Genomic DNA, 21,923 nt, shown 5'->3' with positions numbered 1-21,923 from the left:
CCTAGGTTCGACCGACACGGCGGCATCATAAGGATAGTCCTGCCCTGCGTTTTCACAACTGGTATGACGCCATGACTTTTTTAAGGACGGCGCCTTAAGGGCGTGACGAATCAAAACGCCGGATAAATAGGATCGTTCCGCTGAACGTATCCTGAATGCCGGACGTCTATTTCGCCTGCGGGCTAGGCGCGGCGCTGGGGGCCGGCGAGGGCGAAGCGGCCGGCGCAGGCGTCGCATTGCCGGCAGTCGCAGGCGCCGGGTTGGCTGCTGCGGCAGCCTGCGGCTGGGCGCCCGGATTGATCCAGCAGACGTGGATGCGACTGTCGAGCGTCTCCGCCACCTTGGGATCGATCTGTCCGCCAAAGCGGGTCAGGCAGCGGAAGGTGGCCTGGACATGCCCGCCGGGGCAGCCGAACCGGTCATAGAGATCGAGATGCCGGAACGCGGTATCCAGATCGTCTCGCCACATCAGGCGAACCACCCGGCGGCCGAGCCAGACGCATTCGGGATTCCCGGCCGGGCCGTTGATCGCCTGGGCTGCCTCGACGAATTCGTCGGTCTTGCGCTGGTTGTCCTTGCTGGCGTCGGCGGCACTGGCCGGCGCCTTGCCTTGATCCTGCGGGGTTGGGCTGCCGCTCTGGGCAAACGCCCCGCCCGATCCGATCAGGAGGGCCAGGCCGGCAGCGGCAAAGCGCCTCAAAACCGCAACTCTTGGATCAAGCACCCGTCGACGCATACATTCCCCGATCAATTTCCTGCCGCGAGCGGCTGGTGTGGTGTTCTGGCTTGTTGCCGCCCAAATAGGTCCCCAATGCGGCGGAAACATCCGGCGATTCACATGACGGGTATTTCAGATTTTGTCCAGCAAAGTCACAACTTTATCATAGGCGCTGGTAAAACTGCCGCAGGGACGAGGCAGAATAGGGCGATCGTGCATCTTGGCAGAACGCCGATGAACGGGTAATCGACGGTCCCCGCCCGGAGGATGGAACCGATTTCTCTTCGTACGCCGCTGGCGCTTCTCCTTTCATCGCTCGCTATGATCGCGGCTCTTTGGTGGTGGCTCGCCACGCCGATTACGCTTGTGCGCGCGCCGATCGATCCCACGGCCAAGCTGCAATGCGTCTCCTACGCGCCGTTCCGCGGCGCGCAGACACCCCTGATCCCGACCACGCAGATCCCTCCTGAACAGATCGCGCAGGACCTGGCGCAGCTCGCCAAGATTACCGACTGCGTGCGGACCTATTCGATCGAGAATGGGCTCGACCAGGTTCCGGCGCTGGCCGCCAAGGTCGGGCTGAAGGTGATCCAGGGGATCTGGCTCTCGAGCAATCGAATCAAGAATCTTGCCCAGATTTCGGTTGCGATCGAACTGACCAAGGAACATCCGGACGTCATTACGGCGCTGGTGGTCGGCAACGAGGTGCTGCTGCGCGGCGAGATGACGACATCGGATCTCGCCGCCCACATCCGCTCGGTCAAGTCGCGGGTCACCGTGCCCGTCACCTATGCCGACGTCTGGGAGTTCTGGCTGCGCAACCGCGAAATCTACGACGCGGTCGACTTCGTCACGATCCACATCCTGCCGTACTGGGAAGACATGCCGGTGCGCGCGAAACACGCCGCCGGCCATGTCGACGATATTCGCAAGCGGATGGCCGTGGCATTTCCAGCCAAGGAAATCCTGATCGGGGAAACCGGCTGGCCGAGCGCGGGGCGGATGCGCGAAGGCGCGCTGCCGTCACGCACCAACCAGGCGCGCGTGGTGTCGGAAATCCTCGATCTCGCCAAGCGCGAAAAATTTCGGGTCAATCTGATCGAGGCCTACGACCAGCCGTGGAAGCGTCAGCTCGAAGGCACCGTCGGCGGCTATTGGGGCATGATCAATGACGCGCAGCGGGCGGTGAAATATCCGCCTGGAGAGCCGATCAGCAATTATCCGTTCTGGAAACTGCAGATGGGAGGCGGGATGGCGCTCAGCGCTTTCGTCTTCCTGGCGGGCTGGTTGACGCTGCGGCGGCGGCCGTGGAAGCCCGGGCTGGCTTCGTGGGTCGCAGTCGGGACGTCGGCGACGACCGCCGGCATGCTGCTCGGCGTCGCCGCGGACAAGATGTTTTACGAGAGCTACGGGGCAGGCGGCTGGCTGCAATGGGGCGCGCTGCTGGCAGCCGCCATTGCCGCGCCGATGCTGTGTGCGAACGCCGCGATGTCGGGGCGGTCGCTGCCGACCTTCCTCGAATTGCTCGGGCCGCGCGAGGGCCGGACCAAGTCGGTGCTATCGGCGTTGCTGGGGCTTGCGCTTGTCGTCACCACGCTGATTGCGGCGCAAACCGCGCTCGGCTTTACGTTCGATCCGCGCTACCGCGATTTTCCGTTCGCGTCGCTGACCATGGCGGTGGTGCCGTTCGCGGCGCTGATGCTGCTGAACCGGCCGAAAGACGGCGTTCGCCCGATTGCCGAATCCGCCTTTGCCGGCTTGCTGGTCGCGGGCGCGCTCTTCACCGGCTTCAACGAGGGCAATCAGAACTGGCAGGCGATGTGGACCTGCGCGATCTATTTGCTGCTGGCGCTCACGCTGTGGCGGGCGCGGGCCGTGCAAATCCCAAAATGAGCAGGCCGATCGCAATTCCCGACAGCGCGATATTGTAGAGCACGATCCCGAATCCCGCCGCGATCAGGCCGCCGGTCAGCAGCACGATCGACGGCCGCATGACGTGAAGCGTCGCAATGATCAGCGCGGTGATGCCGAATACCGAATTCTTGAACAGGTAGGTGGCGAGCGTCCGCGACTTGCACTGCATGGTCTGCAGGCCGGCGTCGCAGGCCAGCGCGACCGTCGAGAACTCGACCGTGAGGTAGCGCAGATAGAGCGCGTAGCCGACGGTGACGAAGCCGACCACCAGCAGGAACTGGACTTGATAGGGCGTGAGCCGGAACGGGGATTTTTTCATCGGCGCAATATGGTCGGGATTGGCGGCCGGGACAAGCGTTCGCAGGCTAGCGAAAATGCACGTCAGAATTTCGTCATAACGCTCTGTAGCCAAAAGCTTATTGTGAATTTTTTTTGCCGAAGATGGACGAAAATGTCGTCTGCGTTGGCTCCGGCGGCGGCTCCGGCTTCTTCGCCACCTCCTCAACGACGGTCGCCGCCGGCTGCTTGGCGATGCCGCGCCGGCGCGGGGCAGGCTTGGCGGCACTGGGCGGCGGATCGTTCAACGACAGCCGCTGGCCATCGAAGATCGCGGTCTCGCAAGGACGGCTGTTTTCGGCAAGAATGGCGCAGATCCTGGCGGCGGCGCCGGCGTCGTTCAGCGGACCGGCGACCAGGCGAAGCTGCATGCCGAGGCCGTTGGTGCCTTCCTTCACGACGATGATCGGGCGCAGTGCCGTCAGCGGCGCGTTCGATCTGGATTTCAGCAGCCCGCGCCACAACGCGCGCAGGCCGTTCACCGAATTGGCGCTGCCGAGATCGACCCCGAACTCGGTCCGCTGCAGGGATATTTTTGGCGCGGTGGCGTCATCCGCCTCCGCATCGGTCGGCGCCGACGCCACGACATCGGGGATCGGGCTTGCGATCACCGGGTTCGGCCCTTTGCCCAGTTCGATCAGTTTGCTGGCGGCGGGGTCGGGCGGAGCCATCATCGACTGCGCGGCCATCAGTGGCGTGGCGGGCGAAGGTTTCGCGGGCTCCGGCTTGGCAGGCTCCAGCGTGACGGCGGCGGCCTTTGTCATCTCAGCCTTTGCCATCTCAGCCTTTGCCGTTTCCAGCTTGGCCATTTCCGGCTTGGCGCTCTCTGTCTTGGCTGCGTCGGTCTTTGCCGCATCCTTTGCCGCGTGCGAAACCGTCGCCGGGGCAGGCTCGGCGGTGGCCTTGTCTGCGACCGCCGCTGCGGCCGGGGCGGTCGCTACCGGCGCGACGCTTGGCGATGCCGGCTTCGGCGCAGCTTGCGGTTCCACATTTGCGACCGGCGAAGCCTGCGCGGAACCCTGGCGGACGATGGCCCCGGTGACGGATTCCAGCCCCTGTTCCAGGCTGGTGACACGGGAATACAGCCGGTCGCGATCGCCGTTCAGCGTATCGATGGCGGCGGCGAGCCGCCGCGCCTCATTCTGGGTTTCCTTCTGGGTTTCCTTGGCTACGAGCTGAATTTGCTGCGCCCGCCGGGTGATATCAGCGGCCGCGACCTGTTCGCGCTTCAATCCAAGGGATGACTGGTTGGCCATGACGGCCAGAGTCACCGCAGCCGTGGCGCCGACACCCCAGGACCCGATCCGCCACAGCGCGCGGCGGTCGAGTTCATCTTCGTCGGCGAACAGGTTGCTCAGCACGCCGCCGCTGTCATCCGCCTCGAAGTCTGCGAGATGGTCTGGTTTCTTGGCCAAGCGCCCCTGGCCCTCCTCGAGGCCCGCCGAATCACAGGGTAAACATTAACAGGAAAAGCGACGCCCACTTGAATCCGGACGTTTTCGGGGCGGCGAATCGGTTTGATCTCCAGGGGAAAACAATTAAAGACGGACCGCGCAACCTTGTTCGCCTGAGGACCAGAATGATCGCTCGATCCAGCCTGACAGTCGTGCTTGCGGCCGGTGAGGGCACACGCATGCGATCTTCGCTGCCGAAGGTGCTGCACCAGGTCGCCGGCCAGTCGCTGCTGGCGCATGTGCTGGATGCGGCCCCGCACGGCGCGGGCGCTGCGCTCGCGGTCGTGATCGGGCCGGACCACAAGGCGGTCACTGAGGAGGTCAGGCGCGTCCGCTCGGATGCTGCGACCTTTGTTCAGGCCGAGCGCCTCGGCACCGCGCACGCCGTCTTGGCCGCCCGCGAGGCGATCGCGCGCGGCGCCGACGATCTGCTGGTGGCGTTCGGCGATACGCCGCTGATTTCGCCCGAAACCTTCGCCCGGCTGCGCGCGCCGCTGGCGCAGGGCGCGGCGCTGGCCGTGCTTGGTTTCCGCGCCGCCGATCCGACCGGTTACGGCCGGTTGCTGCTCGATGGCGACCGTCTGATGGCGATCCGCGAACACGCCGACGCGACTGCAGATGAGCGTAAAGTCACGCTGTGCAATGCCGGCGTAATGGCGTTCGACGGCCGCCGCGCGCTGGAAATCCTCGACCGGATCGGCAACGCCAACAGCAAGGGCGAGTATTATCTGGTCGATGCCGTCGCCATCGTCAGGGAAATGGGATTGGAGGCCGTCGTGAGCGAAACCAGCGAGGACGAAGTGCGCGGCATCAACAACAAGGCGCAGCTTGCGGAGGCCGAAGCGGTGCTGCAGGCGCGGCTGCGCCAGGCGGCGCTCGATGCCGGCGTCACACTGATCGCGCCGGAGACGGTTTATCTCGCCGCCGATACCAAGTTCGGCAGCGACGTCACCATCGAGCCGTTCGTGGTGATCGGCCCCGGCGTCACCATCGCCGACGGCGCGGTGATCCATTCGTTCTCGCACATCGTGCAGGCTTCGATCGGCAAGAAGGCGTCCATCGGTCCCTATGCGCGCTTGCGCCCGGGCACTTCGCTCGGCGACGGCGTTCGGATCGGCAACTTCGTCGAGACCAAGGCCGCGACGCTGGAGGCCGGCGTCAAGGTCAACCACCTCTCCTATGTCGGCGACGCCCATGTCGGCGCCAATTCCAACCTCGGCGCCGGCACCATCACCTGCAACTATGACGGCTTCTTCAAGCACAAGACCCTGATCGGCGAGGGCGCGTTCGTCGGCACCAACTCCTCGCTGGTGGCGCCGGTGAAAATCGGCAACGGCGCCTATATCGGCTCGGGCTCCGTCATTACCAAGGACGTACCCGACGACGCGATGGCCGTGGAACGCAGCCCGCAAAGCAACCGCGAGGGCGGCGCCGCGCGCTACCGCGAAATGAAGATGCGGGCGAAGGCAAAGAAAGAGGGTTAAGCGGAGCGCGTGTTAAGCTTTCCCGCTTAGACTGTCTCAATCGGCAATACGCTTTCCGGTCGAAAATGCCGTGACCATAGCTTGATGACTCTCGGTTAGATCGATTTGGCCGCGGACTTGCTTCACCTCTCCCGCTTGCGGGGGAGGCGTAGGCCACCTTCGGTGGCCGTCCTCTGAGACGCCGAGGCAAAGTCTCGGCTATGGCGGAGCGCCGGGTGGGGGCTCTCTCCACACGGGAAGTGTCAATTGTGGAGACACCCATAGCCATCGCAGCCCGATTTAGCAATTTGGCTACCAATTGGTGCCAGCATTCCGCCATTGCGGATCGGTCGCGATCGGCGACAGCGAATTCCGAAAGGCTTTAACTCGACCAGCCCGGTTGGCGGTCTCTTTCCTTTGGAGAGGCCCACTATGTTCAAAGGCTTTGTAATCGCAGCCTTGATGCTGCTTGGTGCGTCGCAGGTAGACCATTATCTCACCCATGGTCGGTATACCGATGCCGCCATATCGATGCTGAGGCAGATCAGGCACTCGTTCGGTATTTGACCTGCAACCCGGCTGGCATCGGCTGAATTGCGACCGCCTGTGAGAGCGTTTTCAAGCGAAGTGGATCCCGGTTCGCGTGAAGAAAACGCGTCAAAACAGACTAGGCCACTTCGGTTGACGCCGAAGGCAACGCCTTAACCTTGATGAATATTTATTCAAGTTCCTGCAACCATCGGTCTCGTTCGGCGTCATGCCTTCAGTGCGGAGCGCGTCATGGACGACATGGACGACGACAGGGAACAGCGTGAACTTCAAGAGCGGGTGATGCGCTTCCGCGTGATGGAGCGCGAAGTCACGGACCCGCTTGCAATTGGGCTCCTGCACGACATCGTCACAGAATTGGAAGCGGCCCTGGAGAAGCCTGACAGATAGTCATGCAAAAGCCCGGCAGCCATTTCGGACTGCCGGGCTTTACGCAAATACTAGGTGAACTAATACCGCGCCGCTGCAATGCGGCTATTTTGATGCGGATTTCGGGACCGTCTATCCGGAAGAGTACGGGCGCATACTTTCGTCCCGCTGGAACCGAACCGTCGCACCTTGCGGGCGGGCGTACCTTGCATGCGGGCAGAGCGCGACTGTTTCTTTGAAGACGGCACTGCGCAGACTTCGATCGGCAAGGCGTCCGTCGGGCCCTATGCGCTTGCGGCCCGGCACCTCGCTAGGCAGGCGACGGCGTTCGGATCGGCAACTCCGTCGAAACCAAGACCGCGACATTGGAGGCAGGCATCAAGGTCAACCACCTCTCCTATGTCGGCGACGCCCATGTCGGCGCCAATTCCAACCTCGGCACGCACCATCTCCTGCAACTACGACGGCTTCTTCAAGCACAAGACGCTGATCGGCGAGGGTGCGTTCGTCGTCACCAACTCCTCACTGGTCGCGCCGGTCAAAATCGGCAAGGCGCCTATATCGGTTCGGGCTCGGTTATCACCAAGGATGTGCCCGACGACGCGATGGCCGTGGAGCGCAGCCCGCAGAGCAACCGAGAGGGCGGAGCGGCGAGGTACCGCGAGATGAAGATGCGGGCGAAGGCGGAGAAAGAAGGTTAGGCGCGACGGATTTTAAGTCCTCTCAGTAGCTAACAATTGATTCCCTGGGCCACATAGCCGATCTGGCCTGTTCAAGGGGGAGCCGTGGCTTCGACGCGTCCGCGAGAAGTCAAACTTCTTTCGTACTAATCCCTGGCGCTTGATGGATATACCGACGGTCGGTGATTTGATCGAACATGAACTTTGCAACGTTTTCGCGATTGACGGTCAGCGAATGTCTGGAAACGCCATATAGCCCTACGTTGAGGTGAGCGGTTGCGGGATGGTTCTTCAAGAATGCCACACGCACCATTGTCCATTCCAATTCCGAAGCTCGTATCACTCTTGCGAGCCCAAGGATGTCATTGTAGCAGTTGCGCATCAGATGCTTGATCAGTAACGCGGGGAGCCCGATTTTCCAGTCAAATCGATCCCCGGGGTCGGCAGCCGTACCGGTAGAAACGGCAATGAGGCGTTGCACCCGCGTCTGCTTTATCGCTGAAATAATCGCTTCCGTAGCCCTCGTAATCGGCAAATCTTCCGAGTGCCGTAACTTCGTCGGCCCAAGCGCTGACAAGACGGCGTCAGATCCGCTGATGGCTTCTCGCAGAAGAGCACTATCGGTAAGCTCACCGCGAACGATATTCACCTTGGCGTTTTCAAAGGGGCTGCTCGACCGCGCAAAGACCGTAACGTCAATGCCGCGTTTCAAAGCCTCATCGATCAAGTACCTACCTGTAGTTCCGGTAGCACCAAAGAGGGTCACTTTCATTTTGCACCTAACGGCAACAGCTTTGCCGTGGCGCAAGCAATCCCGCGCCGCGAACCTGTGACGATGGCAGCCATCCTTTAATGCGGCTCATATTGATGTTCTTTCCATAGTTGATGATGGCCGGGCGGGTCAGAACGTTGCCGCCTGCATATAGGGCGACGGGACCTCGCGAGCGGCGTTTTGCGTGACGAACGAGGCGGCCAATAGTACGAGACCCACGACGGCTGGCAGGGCGGCGCTGGGCTTACGGACCGCAACGTGCGCCAAGAAGGCCAACAGCAGGTGATAGAACATACCCGCATAGGCGAGATCGCTGAGCGTCACATTGAAGCGCAACAGAATTGCGGCCGGGCCCAAAACTTTCACGACGATCATCAACGGCACGAGGTAGGTCGGGTAGCCAAGCTCCTCGAGCGCCTGCCGGACCCAATCTCCTTTGGTGACGCACATGTAAGCGGAAGTCAGATACAGCAGGGACAGAAGCGCCGTGCTGATCCAGTAAGAGTAAATTGCAGCCATGAGGTCTCGTTGATTGCTGTTGAGCAGCAATCTCCTTCATCTTGTTCGTTTGTCAGGATGCGCACTTTACTGCGCGCCTTGTGCATCGAAAATGTAGGATAAGATTGCTTCTCGCAAGTAGGATGAATAACTTGCAGCAAGTATGGAAAACCAGACTATGGCCAATAAAGAAATCAACATGCATGAGGAGATGCGGCGCGCGTTCGCATTGCTCTCGGGCAAGTGGAAGCTGGAGATCATGTGGCTGCTCAACCAGCGGGTCTACCGCTTCGGGGAGCTGCGAAAGGCGATCCCCGGCATCACCCAGCACATGCTGACCGCACAACTCCGCGAGCTCGAAGCGGACGGTCTGGTCTCGCGCACCGTGTTCGCAGAAGTGCCGCTGCGGGTCGAGTATGAGATGACGCAAAAGGCACTCGCGCTTGGACCCACGATGGAGGCCCTGACGGCTTGGTGGATTAAGTATGGACAGAGCGTGCCGGTAAAGCCGAGCGCGCGCGGCCGCAAAGCCAAGGGCGGCTGAATTCCAAGACGCTGCTGCAGACGGCTCGTCTACAGATCGCCTTGCGATGCGTCTTGACGTTTTATGCGTGTTGACTCGTGCAGGCTCCATCGCCTGACGATTGTTCAACGTAAACAGGGGGCCGCTTTAACGGCCCCTGTTTGCTTAGCAAGCGTAGCCCGGATGCGCAGCGACATCCGGGGTTATCCCGCATATCGCTGCGCTCATGCGGGCTACTTGCTGTAATTAGAGATGAGGCGTTAGCACTTGGGTACACTTACGGAGGGAATTAGGCCCCTCGTAACGGCTATCGCAGCCAAAAAGGTGCCAAAAAACAATACCACCCACATTGGCACGGGCGACCAGTCCCAAAGATGCCATGGAAATCGTTTCGATAATAACCACCATCGTGGCGTTTTTTCTCGTTTGAGGAATTGTTGCCAGCCCTCTGGAGCTTTTCCGCCGGCGATCCAAGGCTCGATTTGCTCCTCGACGTATTGGCTCATTTTTTGAACCATCCTGTGTTCCTCGTTCAAGTGCGCGATCATCAAGATTGAGAACAATACAGGCACCCAAAAAAGAACCGGATAGCCAGGGTTTGAAATGGAGTAGCTGTATAATGCGGCAATTCCGATGACGCCCCAGCGACTGTAGTCGAGCCGGTCCTTGAGTTTGGATATCATGTCCTGCCTCAGTGACTTGTATTCCTCGAGATAGAATGTTTCCTCTTTTGACATTTCACTGATCCTCCCTTTGCGCGGTACAAAGAGCAGCTCCAAATGTTATGCTTCTTTCGAAGGAGGGGCGACATTTTTTTCAACCCCCGGTAAACACTGGTCGACCACCCCCGACCGCCTCAACCGCATAGGATCACGGGCATCGAAGGTTATTCGAGGCTGTAGGAATTGCGGTGCAATTACGGTGACAGTCCTGCACTGTCACCGTAATTCCCGACGGGCGCGCCAGGGCGGCCACGCCGCTGGCGCAGGGTGGTTCCCCGTCCTATTCGCGACGGTGAGGCTCAAGCGCGCGGCCAGCATGAGAGCAGGCAGAACCAATGTCCGGCGCAGCCGGCGGCTCCCCCGTGTTCGCCGCGTGGCTGGCGATCCAATCGCGCGGCTTTCCGGCGCTTGGTGCAGCTTTCTATTGCGACATCGGCCCGCAACCGACATGGCGGCACTTATTGATCAGAACCGATCCGACCGGCGAGTTTTCGCCCAGCAATGGCGGATTGCGGCGTGGTATTGATGGGCGCGACCGACGATCCGGTCCGGATGCGGAGCGGCATGATCCAGATCCAAGATGGGCGCTCGACAGTCGCCCAAGAAATTCGCCTTGGGCTGGACACTCCTCGGCTGGGCCACCGCGCTCACAAGCCGCTTGTGGAGGACGTCAACAATGAAACGCTGCCTTGCTGCTTTCGCAATCGCCGCCAGCCTGTTCGCACTAGTTGCGCACGCCAACGATGCCTTGGAAGCCAAGGTGCGGGCCTACGTTCCGGTCGTCTCCCTCGCCAAAGTATGTGACCTCAGGATCAATGACGCCACCTTGGGTGACCACCGCGCCATGCTCGAAGCGGCGAAATCCGACCCGAACGCCAACAAACTCGCCTACCGCGTCCATTACGAAACGCAGACGGCCTACATCAAGGCCCGCGACGGAGGTCAACGGGTCGCCTTCTGCAAGGACTTCATCACAGCCAACAGCCAATACGCCAAGGCGCGCTTCACCGCCGTGGTCGAGGGCCACATGAGCGACGTCAGCACCAGTGTGCAGAAAGCGATCGCCCACAACGTCTGCGGTGCGCCCCCTGTCAAGCTGTCCAAGGCCGACTGGAAACCGTACGCGCAAATCAAAAAGATGCTTCAGGCCGAGCAAAAGTTGGCCAGGGAAAACGCCGAGACGAACGGCTGGAACGTCACCGAGGAAACGACGGCGGTCACGGAACAGTTCTGCGCGGCGATGAAAACCCGATGAGCATCACCGCCGCCAAAGTCCGAGCCCCGCTGATGCGTCTTTGCGCGGGATTACGGTGACAGCGGAATTACGGTGATATTGCACAAATTGCACCGGTGGTCGCGTCAATCCGTCCATCCACCCCGGCAAGAGGGGCGTATCGCGATCGTCACGGACGCGGGGTTGGATGCGGTGGACGCAGCGGCGTCGGGCGCGATCGTGGTCGCAGGGCGGGTTCTCCCGTGAGTGATCTTACGTTTGCGCAGACGACCGGCGTTTCAAGGCCTTCGCCAGAACTTCGGACGGCATTTCGTCGATCGGAGTGGCGGTAGAGGGCGCTGCGTACGGCGAAGTCGTGTGGTTCTGGCATCCGTGGCTGATGTCAAGCCAGCGGAGATGCGTCGGCCCGACCGGGCTTAGACAAATCTCAATCCGCTGGTGACGGAGACAAGAGCAATTCGTCTCCGGAGAGCGCGAAGTAAGCCGTAAAGCCATTGCGCAAGGAATGCCGGATTGCCTCCGCTGAACCTGTATGCTCGTGTGCGCTTCCTTCTACCCATTGCACACGAGACCGCGGGTGCAGCAAGCACCCGGCATTCCCTGCTTCCTCCTTCTCGGGGGGAACCAAGGCCAACCCTCGGGCAGTTCATGCCGCGAGATCGCGGGCTCATATTCCGTCGGCCAGGCGGATGTGACAGGGTAATCCCTGGGTGGCGGCTGTTAAGCTTTCCGCTTAAGACTGTCTCAATACGCAACAATTATTGAGTATCTGTCTGCCCGCCATTGCCGGTAAGAGATTAGCGGGTTGCGACGCATTTCGTCGATTTGGGGAAATTGAACCGCATGTGCGGCATTGTCGGCATTCTTGGGAAAGCTCCGGTCGCGGAGCTTCTGGTAGACTCACTCAAACGGCTTGAATATCGCGGCTATGATTCCGCAGGTGTCGCCACGCTGGAAGGCGATCACCTCGCGCGCCGCCGGGCCGAGGGCAAGCTGAAGAACCTCGAGAAGCGGCTGGATGCGGAACCGCTGAAGGGGCACACCGGAATCGGGCACACCCGCTGGGCGACGCACGGCAAGCCGACCGAGAACAATGCACACCCGCACGCGACCGATCGTGTCGCCGTGGTCCACAACGGCATCATCGAGAACTTTCGCGAGCTGCGCGAGGCGCTGGAGAAGAAGGGCGCGGTCTTCAAGACCGAAACCGACACCGAAATCGTTCTCCACCTCGTCGATAGTTTTCTCCAGAAGGGCATCAAGCCGGTCGAGGCGGTGAGGGCGGCGCTGTCGGAACTGCGCGGCGCATTCGCGCTCGGGTTCATCTTCTCAGGCGACGACGATCTGATGATCGGCGCCCGCAATGGCCCGCCGCTGGCGATCGGTCACGGCGACGGCGAAATGTATCTGGGGTCGGATGCGATCGCGCTCGGGCCGTTCACCGACACGATCAGCTACCTCGAAGACGGCGACTGGGTGGTGCTGACGCGCAAGGGCGCGACCATTTACGACAAGACCAACGCGATCGTTCACCGCGACGCGGTCAAGCACAGCGCCTCGACCTCGCTGGTCGACAAGGCGAACTACCGCCACTTCATGGCCAAGGAAATCCACGAGCAGCCCGAAGTGGTCGGCCACACGCTGGCACGTTACATCGACATGGCGAGCGAGCGCGTCATGTTGCCGGTCAAGCTGCCGTTCGACTTCAAGGACATCCAGCGCATTTCGATCACGGCCTGCGGCACCGCGAACTATGCCGGCTATATAGCCAAATACTGGTTCGAACGGCTGGCGCGCATTCCGGTCGAAATCGATATCGCATCCGAATTCCGCTACCGCGAGGCGCCCTTGCGCAAGGGCGATCTCGCGATCTTCATTTCGCAATCCGGCGAGACCGCCGACACGCTGGCAGCGCTGCGCTACGCCAAGGCCGAGGGCGTTCACACCCTGTCGGTGGTGAACGTGCCGACCTCGACGATTGCGCGCGAAAGCGAAACCGTGCTGCAGACGCTGGCCGGTCCCGAGATCGGCGTCGCCTCGACCAAGGCCTTCACCTGCCAGTTGATGGTGCTGGCCTCGCTCGCGGTTGCGGCCGGCAAGGCGCGCGGCGAATTGTCTGACGAAGACGAGACCAAGCTCGTCCACGGCCTCGTCGAGATTCCGCGGCTGATGGCGGCGGCGCTGACGTTGGAACCGCAGATCGAAAAACTGGCGCGCGACATCTCGAAATCGAAGGACGTGCTCTATCTCGGCCGCGGCACCAGCTACCCGATGGCGCTGGAAGGCGCGCTGAAGCTGAAGGAAATTTCCTACATCCACGCCGAGGGCTATGCCGCCGGCGAACTCAAGCACGGGCCGATCGCGCTGATCGACGAGAACATGCCGGTGGTGGTGATCGCGCCGTTCGACCGGGTGTTCGAGAAGACGGTCTCCAATATGCAGGAAGTCGCGGCCCGCGGCGGCAACATCATCCTGATGACCGATGCCAAGGGCGCGGCGGAAGCCACCGTCGACTCGCTGGTCACGATCGTGCTGCCCGACATGGCGTCGGCGTTCACCCCGATGGTCTACGCCATCCCGGTGCAGCTTTTGGCCTATCATACCGCCGTGGTGATGGGCACCGACGTGGATCAGCCGCGAAATCTCGCGAAATCGGTAACGGTCGAATAGTCAAGACCATCCGCTGTCACGCTGGCCCTTCAAAAACCTGCTAAGATGGCTTAGCTGGCATAGGCGCGATCAGCAAAAGTGGGACCCCGGTTTTGCGTCCGGTCGCGCCCGAATGTCGAATTCGGCCGCCCTGACCTGGAACCACGATGAACCGCGAAGAACTGCCCCCGCCCGCGTCCCCGGAGGAACCCCTGCCGGAGGCGCACCACGCCGGGCTAATGGCCCGTTTCCGGAACTATTTTCTGACCGGACTGATTGTCGCAGGGCCGGTCGCGATCACGCTCTATCTGACCTGGTGGTTCGTGAACTGGGTCGACAACCTCGTCCGCCCGTTCGTTCCGACGGTCTACCGTCCCGAAACCTACCTGCCGTTCGGTCTGCCCGGTTCGGGACTGATCGTCGCCGTGGTGGCGCTGACGCTGCTCGGGTTCCTCACCGCCAATTTGATCGGGCGGACGCTGGTCGATCTCGGCGAGCGGCTGCTCGGCCGCATGCCCGTGGTGCGCGCGATCTATCGCGGCCTGAAGCAGGTGTTCGAGACGCTGTTCTCGGGCAAGGGGTCGAGCTTTCGCAAGGTCGGCCTGGTTGAATTTCCCTCGCCGGGCATGTGGTCGATCGTTTTGATCTCGCAGTCGCCGAGTGCGAATGTGGCAAGCCAGCTTCCCGGCCAGGAAGAGCACATCTCGGTGTTCCTGCCCTGCGCGCCGAACCCGACCACGGGTTTCTTTTTCTACGTCCCGAAGAGCAAGATCATCGAAGTCGACATGACGACCGAAGACGCGGCGACGCTGATCATGTCGGCCGGCGTGGTGCAGCCCGGCTCCGATCAGCAGAAGCGTAACGGCGCGCTGGCCGGCATGGCGAACGCGGCGCGCGTGGCGAATTCGGCTGCGGGGCTGAAGCCGGCTCCCGCGAAGGCGAAGGTGGAGTAGGGCCGGCGCCGACATCATGACCAAGAAGATCGAAGGCATCATTCCGGTGATGATCACGCCGTTTACCGAAAGCGGCCAGATCGACTATCCCGGCCTCGGCCGGCTGGTGGAATGGTACATCGACAATGGTTCGGACGCGCTGTTTGCGGTCTGCCAGTCCAGCGAGATGCAGTTTCTCACTCTCGACGAACGGGTTGCGCTCGCCGCTTTCGTCAGACAAGCCGCAGCCGGCCATGTCCCGGTGATTGCGTCCGGTCACATCAGCGAAAGCCTGGACGACCAGCTTGCCGAATTGACCGCGATTGCCGCGACCGGAGTTGACGGCATGGTGCTCGTCACCAACCGGCTCGACGCCAAGCAGGAAGGCGGCAGCAAATTCATCGACGACCTGAGCTGGCTGCTCGATCGGCTGCCGAAGCAAATTCCGCTTGGTCTGTACGAATGCCCGGCGCCCTATCGGCGTCTGCTCACCGACGACGAGCTGACGTTCTGCGCCAACACCGGCCGCTTCGTCATCCTCAAGGATGTGTCCTGCGACCTCGAAACGGTGAAGCGCCGCGTGACGCTGACCCGGGGCACGCCGCTTGCCATCGTCAATGCCAATGCGGCGATTGCCTTTGAGGCAATGAAGGCCGGCTCACGCGGGTTTACCGGCGTATTCACGAACTTTCATCCCGATCTCTACAAGTGGCTGATGACCGAGCATGCCTATCATCCGGCGCTGGCGGACGAGCTTTCCGTCTACCTCGCGCTATCGGCCATGGCGGAACCGATGGGCTACCCGAAGCTTGCCAAGCTTTATCACCAGCGCCTCGGCACGTTCTCCTGCACCGACAGCCGCGCCGTCGCCTTCGATATCCGCGAGAAATTCTGGGCTTTGGATGCGCTGCTCGACAAGATCGTCGAGGGCGCCGAGCACTACCGGACTCGCATTGCCACGGTTGCGAGTTATCCCGCGCCGATCAGCGGCACCGCTTCATCGCGCTCATACAGATAGAGCAGACAGCGCAGCGCTTCGCCGCGCTCGCCCTTGAGCTTCGGATTGTCCTTCATGATGCGCAGCGCTTCGTCGCGCGCCTGCGTGATGAGCTGGCCGTGCACGTCGGAGCGGGCGATGCGATAGCCGGGCAGGCCGCTCTGGCGGATGCCGAGCACGTCGCCTTCGCCGCGCAGTTTGAGATCCTCCTCCGCAATCCTGAAGCCGTCGGTGGTCTCCCGGATCACCTTCAGCCGCGCCGCCGACATCTCACCGAGCGGCTCCTTGTAGAGCAACAGGCAGGTCGAGGACTCCGATCCGCGGCCGATCCGGCCGCGGAGCTGGTGCAATTGCGCGAGCCCGAAGCGTTCGGCGTTTTCGATCACCATGATGGTCGCGGCGGGGACGTCGACGCCGACCTCGACCACGGTGGTGGCAACCAGGAGCCCGATCTCGTGGGCGGCGAACTGCGCCATCACACGATCCTTATCCGGACCCTTCATCTGCCCATGCACCAGCCCGACGCGGTCGCCGAAGCGCTTCTGCAGCCGCTCGAAACGCTCGGTGGCGTTGGTGAGATGTTCGGTGCCCTCGGCCTCGGATTCCTCGACCAGCGGACAGATCCAGTAAACCAGCTTGCCTGATTTCAGCGCGCGGCCGACGGCATCGACGACTTCATCGAGGCGGCTGGCCGGAACCGCGCGGGTGTCGATCGGCTGGCGGCCAGCCGGTTTCTCGCGCAACTCGGAGACGTCCATGTCGCCGAAATAAGTGAGTACCAGCGTGCGGGGGATCGGCGTTGCGCTCAAGACCAGCACGTCGACGGCCTCGCCCTTGTTGGTGAGCGCGAGCCGTTCGCGCACGCCGAAGCGATGCTGCTCGTCGACCACCGCGAGCGCCAGCGCCTTGAAGATCACGTCGTCCTGGATCAGCGCGTGGGTGCCGACCAGAAAGTCGATTTCGCCGGCTTCGAGCCGCGCCAGAATTTCACGCCGCTCCTTGCCTTTTTCGCGGCCGGTCAGGATCGCCACACGAAGACCTGCGCGCTCGGCCAGCGGCGCGATTGTCTTGATATGCTGGCGCGCGAGGATTTCGGTCGGCGCCATCAGCGCGGCCTGCTTGCCGGCCTCGGTGACGGCGGCCGCGGCGAGCAGCGCCACCACCGTCTTGCCGGACCCGACGTCGCCCTGCAGCAGCCGCAACATCCGCACCGGCTGGAGCAAATCCTCGGTGATGGCGGCGACCGCCGCGCGCTGCGAGCCGGTGAGCGCGTAGGGCAGCGCATCGATGATCTTGTGGCGCAGGTGACCGTCGCCGGCGTTGCGGTCGCCGGCCGGACGCCGCAATTGCGCGCGAACCAGCGCCAGTGCCAGTTGGCCGGCGAGCAGTTCGTCGAAGGCGAGCCGTGACCAGAACGGGCCGTCAGGCAAAATGTCCGTGAGTTCGACCGGCACATGCACGCGGGTGAGCGCTTGGCGAATCGGCGGAAAGTTGCAGCGGCGAATCACTTCCGGGCTGATCCATTCGGGCAGTTCCGGCAACTTCTGCAGCGCCTGTGCGATCGCCCGGCGCAGCGAACCCAGCGCGAGGCCTTCGGTCAGGGGATAGACCGGGTCGATACCGCTGAGTTTTGCAAATCCGGCTTCGTCGACGACGCGGTCGGGATGCACTATCTGCGGGATGCCGTCATACATCTGCAGCGTGCCGGACACGTAGCGCTTCTCGCCGACCGGCAGCAGCTTTTCGACATAGCCGGGCTTGGCGCGAAAAAACGTCAGCACCACGTCGCCCGTATCGTCAGAGGCATAGACGAGGTAGGGCGCCCGGGCATTGCGCGGCGGGGGCGGCCGGTGACGGTCGATGGTGACCTCCAGCGTCACCACGGTTCCCGGTACAGCCTCGCGGATTTTCGGCCGTGCCCGGCGGTCGATCACGCTGGCCGGGAGATGCAGCAAGAGATCGACCAGCCGCGGGGTCTCGTCGCGGCTGAGGAGATAGCGCAGCAGCTTGTCCTGCTTCGGCCCGACGCCAGGCAGGCTCGTAACGGGCGCAAACAAGGGATTGAGCAGGGCGGGGCGCATCAGGTCTCTCGTCGCACATAGCGCATCCATCACTCTTCAAAAGATGATGGATTGCCGGGTCAAGCCCGGCAATGACGACGTAGTGGTAATTCACGGAACTGTTGGGGCTGACATTCGTCATCTCGACCGCTATATCAACCCCCGCCCGGCACGTCCGGGCGTTTGGCGTTCGGATGGGACCAGGGAAATGACGGGTACGACACGATCGAGCGGTGGCCTCGATGACCGCCGCAAGCGGCTTTTATTTCGCTGCTGGCATCGCGGCACCCGTGAGATGGACCTCATCCTCGGGCGCTTTGCCGATGCCGAGATATCGGGCATGCGCGATGACGAGTTGGCCGAGTTGGAGCGCCTGATCGAGGTGCCCGATCCCGACCTCTATGCCGCGCTGACCGGCGACAAGCCACTCGATCCGGAATATGCGACCGCGCTGTTCGACCGTATCAAGGCGTTTCGCGCCGTGGATCACCACGCGTGAAGGCGCCCGTCAAATCGCCCGCCGCGCTGTTGGCACCCGGCCGCGCACTGACGTTTGCCAATGTCGCCGAGGGCGCGGAGGGGCTTGTCGTCTCCGACCTCGCGCGTGCGGTCGCGGCCAAGCCGAAACCGCCGGCGGTCAGCCTTGCCGTGGTCTGCCGCGATGGTCCGCGCATGCAACAACTGGCACGGGCGCTGGAATTTTTCGCCCCTGATTTGCCCGTGATGCAGTTTCCGGCCTGGGACTGCCAGCCGTATGACCGGGTGTCGCCGCATGGCGGCATCCTGGCACAGCGGCTGACGACGCTGGCGCGGCTATCGCGCCTGCAGGGCAGCGACAAGCCGCTGATCGTGCTGACGACGGTCAACGCCATCGTGCAGCGCGTGCCCGCGCGCGAGGTGGTAGCGGCGCAGGCGCTGTCGGTCGCGCCCGGCCATGTCGTACCGATGGATTCGATCGTCGCCTGGCTGGAGCACAATGGCTACAATCGCTCCTCGACCGTGCGCGAGCCCGGCGAGTACGCCGTGCGCGGCGGCATCCTCGATCTGTTTCCGGCCGGCCTCGAGCAGCCGGTGCGGTTCGACTTCTTCGGCGACTCCCTCGAATCGATCCGCACCTTCGATGCGGAAACTCAGCGCACGCTGCTCGACATGCGCGCGCTCGACCTGGTGCCGATCTCGGAATTCCAGCTCGTCACCGAAACCATCCGCCGCTTTCGCATGGGCTATGTCGCAGCCTTCGGCGCGCCCGAGCGCGACGATCCGCTCTATGAGGCCGTCAGTGAGGGCCGCCGCCATCCTGGCATGGAGCACTGGCTGCCGCTGTTCCAGGAGCGGATGGATACGCTGTTCGATTATCTCGACGGTGCGCCGATCGCGATCGAACCGCAAGGCGAGGACGCCGCACGCGAACGCTTCAAGCAGATCGCGGACTATTACGAGGCCAGGCGCGAGGCGCTGGAGCATCCCGGATCGGGTGCGATCTACAAGCCGTTACCTCCGGATCGGCTCTATCTGACGGAAGCGGAGTGGACGACGCGGCTGAGCGACGCCGCGGTGGCGCGGCTGACGCCGTTTGCCGTGCCTGAGGGCACTGGCGACTTATTCGACGCCGGCGCGAGGCAGGGCCGCAATTTCACGCCCGAGCGGGCCGACACTTCCGTCAACGTGTTCGAAGCCGTCGTGACGCATGTGCTGGCATTGCAGGCGCAGCGCAAGAAGGTGGTGATCGCGCTGTGGAGCGAAGGCTCGCGCGACCGCATGGCCAGCATGCTGCGGGACCACAAGCTCGCCAATATCACCACCGTCAACGCCTGGCGTACCGTGCAGGCGACGCCGCGCAACGAGGCCATGCTGGCGGTGGTCGGCATGGAGAGCGGTTTCGAGACCGACGAATTCGCCGTCATCAGCGAGCAGGACATCCTCGGCGACCGCCTGGTGCGCCAGCGCAAATCAAGCCGCAAGCTCGACAATTTCATCTCGGAAGTCACGAGCCTTTCGACCGGCGATCTCGTGGTGCACGTCGAGCACGGCATCGGGCGCTTTGTCGGCTTGCAGACGATCGAGGTGGGCGGAGCGCCGCACGACTGTCTCGAACTGCATTATGCCGCTGAAACAAAGCTGTTCCTGCCGGTCGAGAACATCGAGCTGTTGTCGCGGTACGGCTCTGACCACGCCAATGTCGAATTGGACCGGCTTGGTGGCGGCGGTTGGCAGGCGCGCAAGGCCAAGCTGAAGAACCGGATCCGCGAGATTGCCGGCGAACTGATCAAGATCGCAGCCGAGCGGCAACTGCACGAAGCGCCGAAAATGCCGGTGCAGCCGCATGTCTATGACGAATTCTGTGCGCGCTTCCCTTATGAGGAGACCGAGGATCAGCTTGGCGCCATCACATCCACGCTGAAAGACCTTGAAACTGGCCGTCCCATGGACCGGCTGATTTGCGGCGACGTCGGCTTCGGCAAGACTGAGGTGGCGTTGCGCGCGGCATTCGCGGTCGCGCTCGAAGGCAAGCAGGTCGCCGTCGTCGTGCCGACCACGCTGCTCGCCCGTCAGCACAGCAAGAATTTTGCCGAACGCTTCAGAGGTTTCCCAGTCAATGTCGCGCAGGCGTCCCGGCTGATCCCGGCCAAGGAGCTGACGCAGGTCAAGAAGGGGCTTGCCGAAGGCAATGTCGACATCGTGGTCGGCACCCATGCGCTGCTCGGCAAGTCGATCAAGTTCCGCGATCTGGGCCTTTTGATTGTCGACGAGGAGCAGCACTTTGGCGTCAGCCACAAGGAAAAGCTGAAGCAGTTGCGGGCGCAGGTGCATGTCTTGACGCTGAGCGCGACGCCAATCCCGCGGACGCTGCAGCTTGCGCTGACCGGCGTGCGCGATCTTTCGATTATCGCCTCACCCCCGGTCGATCGCCTCGCGGTGCGCACCTTCGTGGCGCCGCACGATCCCCTGATGATCCGCGAGGCGCTGCTGCGCGAACGCTACCGCGGCGGGCAGGCGTTCTACGTCGTGCCGCGGATCGAGGACCTTGCCGGCGTCAAGGACTTCCTCGACAAGAACGTGCCGGAGATGAAGGTCGCGGTTGCGCATGGCCAGATGCCGCCGACCGTGATCGAGGACATCATATCGGCCTTCTATGACGGCAAATACGACATCCTGCTTTCGACCACCATCATCGAGTCCGGCCTCGACATCCCGAACGCCAATACCCTGATCGTGCATCGCGCCGACATGTTCGGGCTGGCGCAGCTCTATCAGTTGCGCGGGCGGGTGGGGCGCTCGAAGCTGCGCGCTTACGCGCTGTTCACGCTGCCGGCGCAACAGAAGATCACCGCACAGGCCGAGCGGCGGCTGAAGGTGCTGCAGTCGCTGGAAACACTGGGCGCGGGCTTTCAGCTCGCATCTCACGACCTCGACATCCGCGGCGCCGGCAATCTGCTCGGAGAAGAGCAATCCGGTCACATCAAGGAAGTCGGCTTCGAGCTCTATCAATCGATGTTGGAGGAGGCGATCCTCAACCTCAAGGCCGGCGTGGCCGAGCCCGCCGCCGACCGCTGGTCGCCGCAGATCACCATCGGCATGCCGGTGCTAATCCCCGAGGATTACGTCAACGATCTTTCGGTGCGGCTGTCGCTGTACCGTCGGCTCGCCGATCTCGACACCGACGAGGAGATCGACAATTTTGCCGCCGAGATGCGCGACCGTTTCGGCGTGCTGCCGGACGAGGTTCGCTATCTCTTCAAGGTCGCGGCCATCAAGGCCTACTGCCGCCGCGCCAATGTCGAGAAAGTCGACGCCGGTCCGAAGGGCGCCGTGATCTCGTTCCGCGACAACAGCTTTGCCCAGCCGGATCGCCTCGTCGCCTTTATCCGTCAGCACGGCCAGGCCGCGAAGGTGCGGCCGGATATGAAGGTGGTGTTCCTGCAGCAATGGAAGACGCCTGAGGAGCGGCTGATGGGTACGACCGAGATCTTGCGGCAGCTCGCCAATCTCGCGGAGAGCAAAAAGGCGGCGTGAAACGCGTCGATCCCTCCCCGTCATTGCGAGGAGCAAAGC

The 21,923-nt window shown here is 62.6% G+C and carries 18 protein-coding genes and 1 pseudogene; 12 read left to right on the top strand and 7 right to left on the bottom strand.

Annotated elements, in window-relative coordinates; translation table 11 throughout:
* Positions 1-166 precede the first annotated feature (166 nt).
* A complete protein-coding gene (locus tag V1273_RS18520; protein WP_334362761.1) occupies positions 167-736 on the bottom strand; it encodes a beta-1-3, beta-1-6-glucan biosynthesis protein in 570 nt (189 codons plus the stop codon).
* Positions 737-985: 249 nt separating this feature from the next.
* Between V1273_RS18520 and V1273_RS18515 the strand changes: the two genes are divergently transcribed.
* Positions 986-2,611: a glycoside hydrolase family 17 protein gene (locus V1273_RS18515; RefSeq protein WP_334410503.1), complete on the top strand. Its 1,626-nt coding sequence runs from the start codon at positions 986-988 to the stop codon at positions 2,609-2,611.
* Here V1273_RS18515 and V1273_RS18510 read toward each other — a convergent pair.
* Together V1273_RS18510 and V1273_RS18505 are read right to left on the bottom strand one after the other, a co-directional pair.
* Complete coding sequence (locus tag V1273_RS18510) at positions 2,571-2,951, bottom strand: hypothetical protein (protein ID WP_028346004.1); 381 nt, start codon at positions 2,949-2,951, stop codon at positions 2,571-2,573. The two genes, V1273_RS18515 and V1273_RS18510, sit on opposite strands and share 41 nt — an antisense overlap.
* A 97-nt stretch (positions 2,952-3,048) precedes the next feature.
* A complete protein-coding gene (locus V1273_RS18505; RefSeq protein ID WP_334410502.1) occupies positions 3,049-4,383 on the bottom strand; it encodes a hypothetical protein in 1,335 nt (444 codons plus the stop codon).
* A 164-nt stretch (positions 4,384-4,547) separates the two neighbouring features.
* Between V1273_RS18505 and glmU (V1273_RS18500) the strand changes: the two genes are divergently transcribed.
* From glmU (V1273_RS18500) to glmU (V1273_RS18485), 4 genes and pseudogenes are all read left to right on the top strand, one after another.
* Positions 4,548-5,906, top strand: a complete 1,359-nt coding sequence (gene glmU, locus V1273_RS18500; RefSeq protein WP_334410501.1) for a bifunctional UDP-N-acetylglucosamine diphosphorylase/glucosamine-1-phosphate N-acetyltransferase GlmU — start codon at positions 4,548-4,550, stop codon at positions 5,904-5,906.
* A gap of 411 nt (positions 5,907-6,317) precedes the next feature.
* Positions 6,318-6,452: a hypothetical protein gene (locus V1273_RS18495; protein ID WP_334410500.1), complete on the top strand. Its 135-nt coding sequence runs from the start codon at positions 6,318-6,320 to the stop codon at positions 6,450-6,452.
* A 213-nt stretch (positions 6,453-6,665) separates the two neighbouring features.
* Positions 6,666-6,824, top strand: a complete 159-nt coding sequence (locus V1273_RS18490; protein WP_334362756.1) for a hypothetical protein — start codon at positions 6,666-6,668, stop codon at positions 6,822-6,824.
* 231 nt (positions 6,825-7,055) lie between these two features.
* Positions 7,056-7,504, top strand: a pseudogene (gene glmU / locus V1273_RS18485) (bifunctional UDP-N-acetylglucosamine diphosphorylase/glucosamine-1-phosphate N-acetyltransferase GlmU); the annotation flags it as partial.
* A gap of 109 nt (positions 7,505-7,613) precedes the next feature.
* Here the strand turns inward: glmU (V1273_RS18485) and V1273_RS18480 are convergent.
* Together V1273_RS18480 and V1273_RS18475 are read right to left on the bottom strand one after the other, a co-directional pair.
* Complete coding sequence (locus V1273_RS18480) at positions 7,614-8,255, bottom strand: NAD(P)-dependent oxidoreductase (RefSeq protein WP_334382170.1); 642 nt, start codon at positions 8,253-8,255, stop codon at positions 7,614-7,616.
* 129 nt (positions 8,256-8,384) lie between these two features.
* Entirely contained in the window at positions 8,385-8,774 is a 390-nt protein-coding gene (locus V1273_RS18475) for a DoxX family protein (protein ID WP_334382171.1), read from the bottom strand.
* Between the two features lie 142 nt (positions 8,775-8,916).
* On the opposite strand from V1273_RS18475, the gene V1273_RS18470 reads away from it, so the two are divergent.
* The gene (locus V1273_RS18470) at positions 8,917-9,297 is read left to right on the top strand and encodes a winged helix-turn-helix transcriptional regulator (RefSeq protein WP_334382172.1); all 381 of its coding nucleotides are present in this window, start codon (positions 8,917-8,919) and stop codon (positions 9,295-9,297) included.
* A gap of 239 nt (positions 9,298-9,536) precedes the next feature.
* Here the strand turns inward: V1273_RS18470 and V1273_RS18465 are convergent, their stop codons facing one another.
* A complete protein-coding gene (locus V1273_RS18465; RefSeq protein WP_334362752.1) occupies positions 9,537-10,013 on the bottom strand; it encodes a hypothetical protein in 477 nt (158 codons plus the stop codon).
* A 661-nt stretch (positions 10,014-10,674) separates the two neighbouring features.
* Between V1273_RS18465 and V1273_RS18460 the strand changes: the two genes are divergently transcribed.
* The 4 genes from V1273_RS18460 (at position 10,675) to V1273_RS18445 (ending at position 15,831) form a co-directional block, all read left to right on the top strand.
* Positions 10,675-11,253, top strand: coding sequence for a hypothetical protein (locus V1273_RS18460; protein ID WP_334382173.1), 579 nt, complete (start codon positions 10,675-10,677; stop codon positions 11,251-11,253).
* Positions 11,254-12,075: 822 nt separating this feature from the next.
* Positions 12,076-13,902, top strand: coding sequence for a glutamine--fructose-6-phosphate transaminase (isomerizing) (gene glmS, locus V1273_RS18455; RefSeq protein WP_334382174.1), 1,827 nt, complete (start codon positions 12,076-12,078; stop codon positions 13,900-13,902).
* 146 nt (positions 13,903-14,048) lie between these two features.
* Positions 14,049-14,834: a DUF502 domain-containing protein gene (locus V1273_RS18450; RefSeq protein WP_334382175.1), complete on the top strand. Its 786-nt coding sequence runs from the start codon at positions 14,049-14,051 to the stop codon at positions 14,832-14,834.
* A gap of 16 nt (positions 14,835-14,850) precedes the next feature.
* Entirely contained in the window at positions 14,851-15,831 is a 981-nt protein-coding gene (locus V1273_RS18445) for a dihydrodipicolinate synthase family protein (protein ID WP_334410499.1), read from the top strand.
* On the opposite strand, the gene recG is transcribed toward V1273_RS18445, so the two are convergent.
* Positions 15,783-17,891 (bottom strand): ATP-dependent DNA helicase RecG, encoded by a 2,109-nt coding sequence (gene recG / locus V1273_RS18440; RefSeq protein WP_334362745.1) that lies wholly within the window; start codon positions 17,889-17,891, stop codon positions 15,783-15,785. The two genes, V1273_RS18445 and recG, sit on opposite strands and share 49 nt — an antisense overlap.
* Positions 17,892-18,078: 187 nt before the next feature.
* On the opposite strand from recG, the gene V1273_RS18435 reads away from it, so the two are divergent.
* On the top strand, positions 18,079-18,369 hold the full coding sequence (locus V1273_RS18435; RefSeq protein WP_334410497.1) for an FAD assembly factor SdhE: 291 nt from the start codon (positions 18,079-18,081) through the stop codon (positions 18,367-18,369).
* A complete protein-coding gene (gene mfd / locus V1273_RS18430; RefSeq protein ID WP_334410496.1) occupies positions 18,366-21,884 on the top strand; it encodes a transcription-repair coupling factor in 3,519 nt (1,172 codons plus the stop codon). Before V1273_RS18435 ends, mfd begins: the two co-directional genes overlap by 4 nt.
* The last annotated feature ends 39 nt before the right edge of the window (positions 21,885-21,923 follow it).

It is taken from the genome of Bradyrhizobium sp. AZCC 1721 (assembly GCF_036924715.1).
In the GTDB taxonomy this organism is placed as follows: Bacteria; Pseudomonadota; Alphaproteobacteria; order Rhizobiales; family Xanthobacteraceae; genus Bradyrhizobium.
The sequence above is the reverse complement of the archived record's forward strand: the minus strand, read 5'-3'. Positions and strand labels throughout refer to the sequence as shown.

Excerpts from the sequence above, each read along its gene's own strand:
- V1273_RS18520 (WP_334362761.1), bottom strand. The coding sequence starts at position 736 with ATGCGTCGACGGGTGCTTGATCCAAGAGTTGCGGTTTTGAGGCGCTTT.
- V1273_RS18515 (WP_334410503.1), top strand. The coding sequence starts at position 986 with ATGGAACCGATTTCTCTTCGTACGCCGCTGGCGCTTCTCCTTTCATCG.
- V1273_RS18510 (WP_028346004.1), bottom strand. The coding sequence starts at position 2,951 with ATGAAAAAATCCCCGTTCCGGCTCACGCCCTATCAAGTCCAGTTCCTG.
- glmU (WP_334410501.1), top strand. The coding sequence starts at position 4,548 with ATGATCGCTCGATCCAGCCTGACAGTCGTGCTTGCGGCCGGTGAGGGC.
- V1273_RS18495 (WP_334410500.1), top strand. The coding sequence starts at position 6,318 with ATGTTCAAAGGCTTTGTAATCGCAGCCTTGATGCTGCTTGGTGCGTCG.
- V1273_RS18490 (WP_334362756.1), top strand. The coding sequence starts at position 6,666 with ATGGACGACATGGACGACGACAGGGAACAGCGTGAACTTCAAGAGCGG.
- V1273_RS18480 (WP_334382170.1), bottom strand. The coding sequence starts at position 8,255 with ATGAAAGTGACCCTCTTTGGTGCTACCGGAACTACAGGTAGGTACTTG.
- V1273_RS18475 (WP_334382171.1), bottom strand. The coding sequence starts at position 8,774 with ATGGCTGCAATTTACTCTTACTGGATCAGCACGGCGCTTCTGTCCCTG.
- V1273_RS18470 (WP_334382172.1), top strand. The coding sequence starts at position 8,917 with ATGGAAAACCAGACTATGGCCAATAAAGAAATCAACATGCATGAGGAG.
- V1273_RS18465 (WP_334362752.1), bottom strand. The coding sequence starts at position 10,013 with ATGTCAAAAGAGGAAACATTCTATCTCGAGGAATACAAGTCACTGAGG.
- V1273_RS18460 (WP_334382173.1), top strand. The coding sequence starts at position 10,675 with ATGAAACGCTGCCTTGCTGCTTTCGCAATCGCCGCCAGCCTGTTCGCA.
- glmS (WP_334382174.1), top strand. The coding sequence starts at position 12,076 with ATGTGCGGCATTGTCGGCATTCTTGGGAAAGCTCCGGTCGCGGAGCTT.
- V1273_RS18450 (WP_334382175.1), top strand. The coding sequence starts at position 14,049 with ATGAACCGCGAAGAACTGCCCCCGCCCGCGTCCCCGGAGGAACCCCTG.
- V1273_RS18445 (WP_334410499.1), top strand. The coding sequence starts at position 14,851 with ATGACCAAGAAGATCGAAGGCATCATTCCGGTGATGATCACGCCGTTT.
- recG (WP_334362745.1), bottom strand. The coding sequence starts at position 17,891 with ATGCGCCCCGCCCTGCTCAATCCCTTGTTTGCGCCCGTTACGAGCCTG.
- V1273_RS18435 (WP_334410497.1), top strand. The coding sequence starts at position 18,079 with ATGACGGGTACGACACGATCGAGCGGTGGCCTCGATGACCGCCGCAAG.